The 7,271-nt window shown below is 61.3% G+C and carries 7 protein-coding genes, 1 rRNA gene and 1 pseudogene; 6 read left to right on the top strand and 3 right to left on the bottom strand.

Features of this window, described 5'->3' with window-relative positions; all coding sequences use genetic code 11:
• Positions 1-79: 79 nt before the first annotated feature.
• Positions 80-195: ribosomal RNA gene (gene rrf / locus H040_RS07735) — 5S ribosomal RNA — on the top strand.
• A gap of 66 nt (positions 196-261) precedes the next feature.
• On the opposite strand, the gene H040_RS07730 is transcribed toward rrf, so the two are convergent.
• A complete protein-coding gene (locus H040_RS07730; RefSeq protein ID WP_027920631.1) occupies positions 262-1,125 on the bottom strand; it encodes a universal stress protein in 864 nt (287 codons plus the stop codon).
• A 153-nt stretch (positions 1,126-1,278) separates the two neighbouring features.
• On the opposite strand from H040_RS07730, the gene H040_RS07725 reads away from it, so the two are divergent.
• Positions 1,279-1,896 (top strand): tRNA-(ms[2]io[6]A)-hydroxylase, encoded by a 618-nt coding sequence (locus tag H040_RS07725; RefSeq protein ID WP_027920630.1) that lies wholly within the window; start codon positions 1,279-1,281, stop codon positions 1,894-1,896.
• A 3-nt stretch (positions 1,897-1,899) separates the two neighbouring features.
• On the opposite strand, the gene H040_RS07720 is transcribed toward H040_RS07725, so the two are convergent.
• A complete protein-coding gene (locus H040_RS07720; protein WP_027920629.1) occupies positions 1,900-2,220 on the bottom strand; it encodes a DUF883 family protein in 321 nt (106 codons plus the stop codon).
• Between the two features lie 129 nt (positions 2,221-2,349).
• Between H040_RS07720 and H040_RS07715 the strand changes: the two genes are divergently transcribed.
• Positions 2,350-2,613, top strand: a complete 264-nt coding sequence (locus H040_RS07715) for a hypothetical protein (RefSeq protein WP_027920628.1) — start codon at positions 2,350-2,352, stop codon at positions 2,611-2,613.
• A gap of 9 nt (positions 2,614-2,622) precedes the next feature.
• On the opposite strand, the gene H040_RS07710 is transcribed toward H040_RS07715, so the two are convergent.
• The gene (locus H040_RS07710) at positions 2,623-3,111 is read right to left on the bottom strand and encodes an LEA type 2 family protein (protein ID WP_027920627.1); all 489 of its coding nucleotides are present in this window, start codon (positions 3,109-3,111) and stop codon (positions 2,623-2,625) included.
• Positions 3,112-3,247: 136 nt separating this feature from the next.
• Here H040_RS07710 and H040_RS07705 point away from each other — a divergent pair.
• The 3 genes and pseudogenes from H040_RS07705 to H040_RS07695 all read left to right on the top strand — a co-directional run.
• Positions 3,248-3,754, top strand: a pseudogene (locus H040_RS07705) (RNA polymerase sigma factor); the annotation flags it as partial.
• A 4-nt stretch (positions 3,755-3,758) separates the two neighbouring features.
• On the top strand, positions 3,759-4,634 hold the full coding sequence (locus H040_RS07700; RefSeq protein ID WP_256208125.1) for a FecR family protein: 876 nt from the start codon (positions 3,759-3,761) through the stop codon (positions 4,632-4,634).
• A 128-nt stretch (positions 4,635-4,762) separates the two neighbouring features.
• The gene (locus H040_RS07695) at positions 4,763-7,186 is read left to right on the top strand and encodes a TonB-dependent siderophore receptor (protein ID WP_027920626.1); all 2,424 of its coding nucleotides are present in this window, start codon (positions 4,763-4,765) and stop codon (positions 7,184-7,186) included.
• The last annotated feature ends 85 nt before the right edge of the window (positions 7,187-7,271 follow it).

The raw sequence follows: 7,271 nt of genomic DNA, 5'->3' as shown, positions 1-7,271 counted from the left end.
CGAAAGTTCGCAACGAACCACAACATCACATATCCGGATTCGCTGGGCTGTCCATCTGGACATTCTGGCTACAGAATTTCTTGACGACCATAGAGCATTGGAACCACCTGATCCCATCCCGAACTCAGCAGTGAAACGATGCATCGCCGATGGTAGTGTGGGGTTTCCCCATGTGAGAGTAGGTCATCGTCAAGATTCATTTCGCAAAACCCCTATCTGCACATGCAGGTAGGGGTTTTGTCTTTGCGGGCCGAAAAACCATCAACCCCGGGCAAGTTCCGCCAGGTGAGCCGTAGCTTCTTCGCTCTTGAGCACCAGCACGTCGCCTTCTAGAGCGTCCAGTACGACTTCCGAGGTATTGCCGATCAGGGCCCCGGAAATCCCGGTGCGAGCGACCGTGCCCATGACCGTGACCACGGCATGAAGCTGCTTCTCGAAATGGGGGATCAGCACATCCGCAGGCCCCTCCGCGACATGCAGGCGATCTTCACTGATATCGAATTCAGCCTGGAACGCGCTGCAGGCTTCCCGGTAACGCTTTTCGATGGTCTCGCTCAGCTGATACACAGGATCAGACGCAGACAGCATGGGGGAGGGGTGTGCACTGATCACGTGCAGGTCGCCTTTGGCCAATCCGGCAATGGCATAACCATGGTCGATGATGCTGGCATGCAGCCGACGATGATCTTCGTCCTGGTTTTCCACATCCACCGCCGCGAGGATCACGCCTGCGGTCCATGGGCGTTCGCTTTTGACCATCAGTACCGCGCACGGGCACTGGCGCAGCAGTTTCCAGTCGGCAGGTGTCAGCAAAGCCTTCTTGAGCGGGTTATCAGCTCGGTGTTCCTTGATGACCAGCTCACAACCCTCGGCCTGCTGCACATAGATGATCGACTCGTGCAGGCTCTCCTTCCACTTCTGCTCATGGGTGACGTTGTCATAACCGTCGTCATGCAGCTGGCTGCTGAGCAGGCTCAGCAAAGCGCTATGGTCATGTCTCTTGTCACACATCAACAGGTGCAGGCGCGCACCGGTCACACCGGCAATCAGCTTTGCCCGGGTGAGTGCACGGCTATGGGCATGGTCGGGGTCAAGGACGACGAGGATGCTGCGGACGGCTTGCATGGCGTGAACTCCCTTCAAAGGTGGCGAGCAATGCCTGACTATAGTCGGCGCCCCTCGCGTCGCCGCTTGATGTACATCAAGCATAGTCACTGGTGCTACCCGTCGCCGTCGGTATAATCGCCGGTCTTGCCCGTTCAGTGTGGTTGTTCGCTTATGTCCCTGATCCCCGAAATCGATGCCTTCCTCGGCTGCCCGACCCCAGATGCCTGGATCGAAGCGGCACTCGCCGACCAGGAAACCTTGCTGATCGACCACAAGAACTGCGAGTTCAAGGCAGCCAGCACCGCCCTCAGCCTGATCGCCAAGTACAACACCCACCTGGACCTGATCAACATGATGTCGCGCCTGGCCCGTGAAGAGCTGGTGCACCACGAGCAGGTTCTACGCCTGATGAAGCGCCGCGGCGTGCCGCTGCGGCCAGTGTCGGCGGGGCGTTATGCGTCGGGCTTGCGCCGCCTGGTGCGGGCCCACGAGCCGGTGAAGCTGGTGGATACACTGGTGGTCGGGGCATTCATCGAAGCCCGCAGCTGCGAGCGCTTTGCGGCCTTGGTGCCACACCTTGATGAAGAGCTTGGCACCTTCTATCACGGCTTGCTGAAAAGCGAAGCACGCCACTATCAGGGCTACCTGAAACTGGCCCACCAGTATGGTGACGAGGCGGACATCGCCCGCCGCGTCACCCTGGTGCGTGAAGCTGAAGCCGAACTGATCCAGTCACCGGACCAGGAGCTGCGTTTCCACAGCGGTATTCCGATGGTGCAAGCTGCCTGACACTCAGTAGCGGCGCCCCAGCAGCAGGCCGATCACCAGGCCGAAGCCTGCGGACACCGCCACCGTCTGCCATGGGTGGCCACCAATGTAGTCCTGGGTGGCATCGACCACCGGTTGCGCCTTGGCGCGTACCTGGCCGGCGGCCTGGCGTGCCTGGCGCAGTTTCAGACTGACCTGCGCACGCAGGGTCTCGGCTTCTTCGCCAACCAGAGCGGCGCTTTCATCGAGCAGCTTTTCCGATTCTTCGATCAATGCCTGCAGTTCACTGAACATTTGGTCCTTGATCTGATCACTGTCGGCCAGAGCGGCGTTTTTACGGGCCATGAACTCGTCCTCGTTGATGGAGTGGTTTGAACAATGGATGCCTGCGCGCCGGGAAAGTTGCGACGGCTTTGCCGATGATGCGACGCCACGGTGTAAGATAGCGGCCATTTTCAACAGGCAGGTACTTTCATGAGTTTCAATCTGGCCAACATGAGCTTCGAGGAACGGGCGCAGATCGAGGCAGAAAAGGCCCGGCTGTTCGAGATGTGGCAGAACAACCTGGGCAAAGCCAAGGGCGAAGCCGCGCGGCTGATTTCGGAAAAATCACGGCGTAAAGGCAAGTGGGCAGAGTGGGTACGTGCCGAGCTGGAGGGCATGTCGCCACCAGAGTACGCCAACATGGTGCGCAGCGAAGTCAACAAGATGATGGCCGCAGCCAGCGCTAACCGCTGATCTGGCGCCTCACCAATACAGGCTGCCATCCTTGGGCAGGTCCAGCGTGCCCTCGTCGCTGAAGCGCACAGTGCCCAGGGGGCCCCCGGCCAATTTGCCGCGCAGCTTGTAAGGCATCCCTTGCAGCGAATCGAGCTTGCCCAGGCCATATGCCTGACGCAGAAAGGCGAACGCCGTGATGCTTACCGGTACCACGATCACGGCTTCGTCGTAGCGGCCGATGTGCCCTTTCTGGTCACTGACCCCAGCTGCCAGTGGTTGGCCGTTGACCTCCAGGTTCAGCGCTACACCGTTGTAATCGATGGCCGACTCGTTGGGGTTTTGCACCCGCATCTTCACCGCCATGCGCATTTCCAATTCCTGCCCCGGCAGTGGCTCGATGCCGATCACACTGATATTGAGCGGGTCGCTGGCCTGAAACAGTGCACAGGCGTTCAGCCCGCCTGCCAGTAGCAGGACCAGAAGCAAACGAACGTAGCGGCGCAAATGGGCAACCATGGAGAAAGACCTTGCCGGCGAAGTTGAGACTGGAGTGTGGCAAATGCACGGCAGCGTTGAAAGTGTCGGGCCTAATGAAAGATACTGTTTCTCATTAACGCCCGATAATCCCTCTTGCTGGCAGTGTTTTTACCCAATGCTGACGTCTCCCGTGTCCGGTCTGCTGGCGAGTTTCCAGGAGCACTACGACGACCTTCTGCAGTTTCTTACCCGGCGCATGAACGACCGGCAGCGTGCCGCCGACGTGGCCCAGGAGACGTACCTGAAGCTGGTGAAGATCGACGAGCAAGCGGTACCGGTGCTGCATGCACGCAGCTTCATCTTCCGTGTAGCTGGCAACCTGGCCATCGATGCACTGCGCCGCGAGCAGCGTATCGCCGCCAGCCATGAGGACAGCGAAGGGGCAGGGGAGGTGGCCTGCCCGGCGCCCGCCCCGGAGGCAACGTTGCTGGCCCGCGAGCGACTGCAGATACTCGACGAGGCCCTGCTGCAGTTGTCCAGCAATGCGCGTCAGGCACTGTTGCTCAATCGAGTCGAGGGCCTGACCCAGGCGCAGATTGCACAACGACTGGGCGTTTCCGAGAGCATGGTGGCAAAATACATCGGCCACGCCCTGCGCCATTGCCGCGATTGGCTCAAGCACAACCATGACTGAAACTTCTACCATGCACGCGCCCCACCCCATCAGCGACCTGTCCGACGATGCCCTCGACTGGCAGGTGCTGTTGCACTCGGGCCATGCCAGCGCAAGTGACCTGGCCGGTTACCAGCGCTGGTGCCAGCTGAGCCTGGCGCATGCCGAAGCTGCGCGGGAGGCTGAGGCACTCTGGCAGGATCTTGGCCATACGCCGACTGCCCAAGTGTTCCAGGCAGCGCCTGCGCGGCGCAGCAAGTGGCACTGGGCATCGGGCATCGCCGCCTCACTGGTGCTGCTGGTGGCAGGCTACAGCGGTTGGCAAAACGTACCGGTGTGGCTGGCGGACTATCACACGGGCGTTGGCGAGCAGCAGCGCGTTACCTTGGCAGACGGTACGCGTGTCGTGCTCAACAGCGGCAGTGCCCTGAACGTGGCCTTCAGCACCAGCGAACGCAGGGTGACGCTGCAGGCTGGCGAGGCGCTGTTTGAAACCGCCGATGATCCGCGACCCTTCGTGGTCGAAACCGCCGGTGAGGCTGTGCAGGGCAGTGCGGCCACCTTCAGCGTGCGCCGTGACGGCCATGTGGTGCTGGCCAAAGGTGAAGCCTGGGTGGGTGCACAGCACCTGGCCATCGCCGCCGACGCCGACGCGCAGACAGCCTGGCAGCGCGGCAAGTTGATCTTCAATGGCAAACCACTGCGCCAGGTACTGGCCGAACTCGAGCGCTACCAGCATGGCCGTATCGTGCTCTCCGACAACAAGCTCGCCGCACTCGAGGTCAGCGGCGTGTTTGACCTGAACGATCCGCAGGCCCTGCTGCGCACGCTGGAGCAGCGTTACGGCCTCAAGGTCACTTATCTGCCGTGGCTGGCAGTGGTGCACTGATTCTGTAAAAAATAATCGAAATATTTTTCATTTGGCGCTGCAAGTTCGTGCAGGCCAGATCGTCGTAGTGGGACTGATCAGCAACCCTTCTCAATCACGACTTGTCTGGAAGCTCATTCGTGCCTCTTTTGCCCAAGCCTACCCACCGTCGCGGCGGTCGCCTACACCATGCCTTGATGTCTTGCAGCGCCCTGGCAGTTCTTGCCGGCCCCCTGCAAGCATGGGCCGCCCCAGATGCGCAGGCACACATGCAGGCCCGCCAGGTCCAACTGGACCTGCCGGCACAACCCCTCGATCAGGCCCTGACTGCATTTGCCGACCAGGCCGGCCTGCACCTGCTGTACACCACGGGTGATGTAGCAGGCCTGAGCAGCCCGGCGCTGCAAGGCAGCTACAGCATCGAACAGGCGCTGCAGCTGCTGCTGGCCGGCAGTGACATGGCCTGGCAGTTCAGCGATGCCCGCACGGTTACCCTGCGCAAGGCGGGGCCAGCAGGGCAGGCGGTCAACCTCAAGCCTATCGAAGTCAGCGTTGCCTCGCGCACCAGCACCGCCATCAGCGAAATCCCCGGTACGGTGTGGGTGGTAGACCAACAGCAGCTGCGCGAACAGATCGACAGTGGGGTCAGCCTCAAGGAGGCCATCGGCAAGCTGGTGCCGGGCCTGGACCTGGCCCCCGAAGGGCGCACCAACTATGGCCAGAACATGCGTGGGCGCAATGTGCTGGTGATGATCGACGGTGTCAGCCAGAACAGCTCGCGTGGGCTGTCACGCCAGTTCGACAGCATTTCGCCGTTCAACGTCGAACGCGTCGAGGTGCTCTCCGGCGCTAGCGCCATTTACGGCGGCGGTGCCACCGGCGGCATCATCAACATCGTTACCAAGAAGGGCGAACCGGGCCCGGCACGCTTCGAAACCCAGCTCGGTGCCAGCAGTGGCTTCAACAACAGCGACGACCTGGCCACGCGCTTCGCCCAGTCGATCAGTGGCGGCAACGACCGGGTCAATGCGCGCCTGGGGATTTCCGGCGAGCAGAACGAAGCCTTCTACGACGGTGCGGGCGAGCAGATCTTCATCGACAACACCCAGACCGACCTGCAGTACAACCGCACCCTCGATGTGCTGGGCACTCTGGGCCTGAAACTCACCGATGAACAAAGCCTCGACCTGCTGGCCCAGTACTACGATTCCGGCAACCACGGCAGCACCGGTATCTACTTCCCCAACCTGAACTACAACGCCCCCTCCGACCTGGAGGACGCCGAACTGCGCAGCGGTTATTCCTCGGGTCTGGAGCCTCGCACCCGGCGACTGCTGCTCAACGCCAACTACCACCATACCGATGTGCTGGGCCAGGACTTCTACCTGCAGGCCTCGTACCGCAAGGAAGACGACAATTTCTACCCGTTCCCGTACTACAACCGAGCCACGCCGACCGGCTCGCGCGGTGTGTACTTTGCCGCTTCGCAGCAGAATTTCGAGGTCACCAGCCTCAAGGGACTGTTCGCCAAGCAGTGGGACACCCTCAAGCTGACCTATGGCGTCGACCTGGATCGCGAGCGCTTCAATGCCGACCAGACCACCTTCGATGCCCTGACTTCATCCGAGAGCGGCGGGCTGGACCTTGAAAAAGAGAGCAAGGCGCCGCGTTATCCCAGTTACCGGGTCGACGGTGTTTCGGTCTACGCCCAGCTCGACTGGCATGCCACTGACAACCTGACCCTGTCCGGTGGCGCCCGGCGCCAGCAGATGGACGTGGATGTCAGTGATTTCAAGGGCGTGCCCGGTGGCAGCAATGACTATGAGGTCAACCTGTACAACATTGGCGCCATCTACGACTTCAAGAACGGCCACCAGGTGTGGACCAACTATGGCGAAGGCTTCGACCTGCCGGACCCGGCCAAGTACTACGGCAAGCCTGGGCTGAGCGTGGCGGACAACCCGCTGGCTGGCATCAAGAGCCGCCAGGTCGAACTGGGCTGGCGCTATGCCGACCTGGATTGGGACGCGCAGGCGGCGCTGTACTACATCTGGTCGGACAAGATCATCAACGTCGATTCGCAAACCCTGACCATCAACGTCGAGGACCAGAAGAGCCGCGACTTCGGCTTCGAAGGCGCGCTGACCCGGCACTTCCAGACGGGTTGGGAAGCGGGCGGTACCGTGCACTTGACTCGCTCCGAGGAGGAAGGCGCCAACGGCGACTGGATCAAGCGTGATGCCCGTTATGCCTCGCTGTCCAAGGCCACCGCGTTCGTCGGCTGGAAGGGCGATGGCCGCAGTGCGCGGCTGCAGGCCAACCATGCCTTCAGCCTGAAGGATGATGCCGACCATGAGATCGACGGTTACACCACGTTTGACCTGCTGGGGAGCCAGGACACCGGTTTTGGGACCTTCAGCGCGGGGATCCAGAATTTGCTGGACAAGCAGTACAGCACGGTCTGGGGGCAGCGGGCCACGCTGTTCTATTCGCCGACCTATGGCCCGGCCTATCTTTATGACTACCAAGGCCGGGGTCGTACCTACACCCTGACCTGGAGCATGGCCTACTGAATGCTCCGGCCTCTTCGCGGGAAGGCCCGCTTTCACAGGTATTGGGCAACCTTCAAACCTTGCGCGATCCCTGTGGAAGCGGGCT

Origin of the sequence: Pseudomonas sp. URMO17WK12:I7 (genome assembly GCF_003269045.1) — a bacterium.
Classification (GTDB): Bacteria; Pseudomonadota; Gammaproteobacteria; order Pseudomonadales; family Pseudomonadaceae; genus Aquipseudomonas; species Aquipseudomonas putida_J.
This window is presented reverse-complemented; position numbering and strand designations above follow the sequence as displayed.

Coding starts and splice junctions, on each gene's coding strand:
- H040_RS07710 (WP_027920627.1), bottom strand. CDS start 3,111: ATGGTTGCCCATTTGCGCCGCTACGTTCGTTTGCTTCTGGTCCTGCTA.
- H040_RS07700 (WP_256208125.1), top strand. CDS start 3,759: ATGACTGAAACTTCTACCATGCACGCGCCCCACCCCATCAGCGACCTG.
- H040_RS07725 (WP_027920630.1), top strand. CDS start 1,279: ATGTCCCTGATCCCCGAAATCGATGCCTTCCTCGGCTGCCCGACCCCA.
- H040_RS07720 (WP_027920629.1), bottom strand. CDS start 2,220: ATGGCCCGTAAAAACGCCGCTCTGGCCGACAGTGATCAGATCAAGGAC.
- H040_RS07730 (WP_027920631.1), bottom strand. CDS start 1,125: ATGCAAGCCGTCCGCAGCATCCTCGTCGTCCTTGACCCCGACCATGCC.
- H040_RS07715 (WP_027920628.1), top strand. CDS start 2,350: ATGAGTTTCAATCTGGCCAACATGAGCTTCGAGGAACGGGCGCAGATC.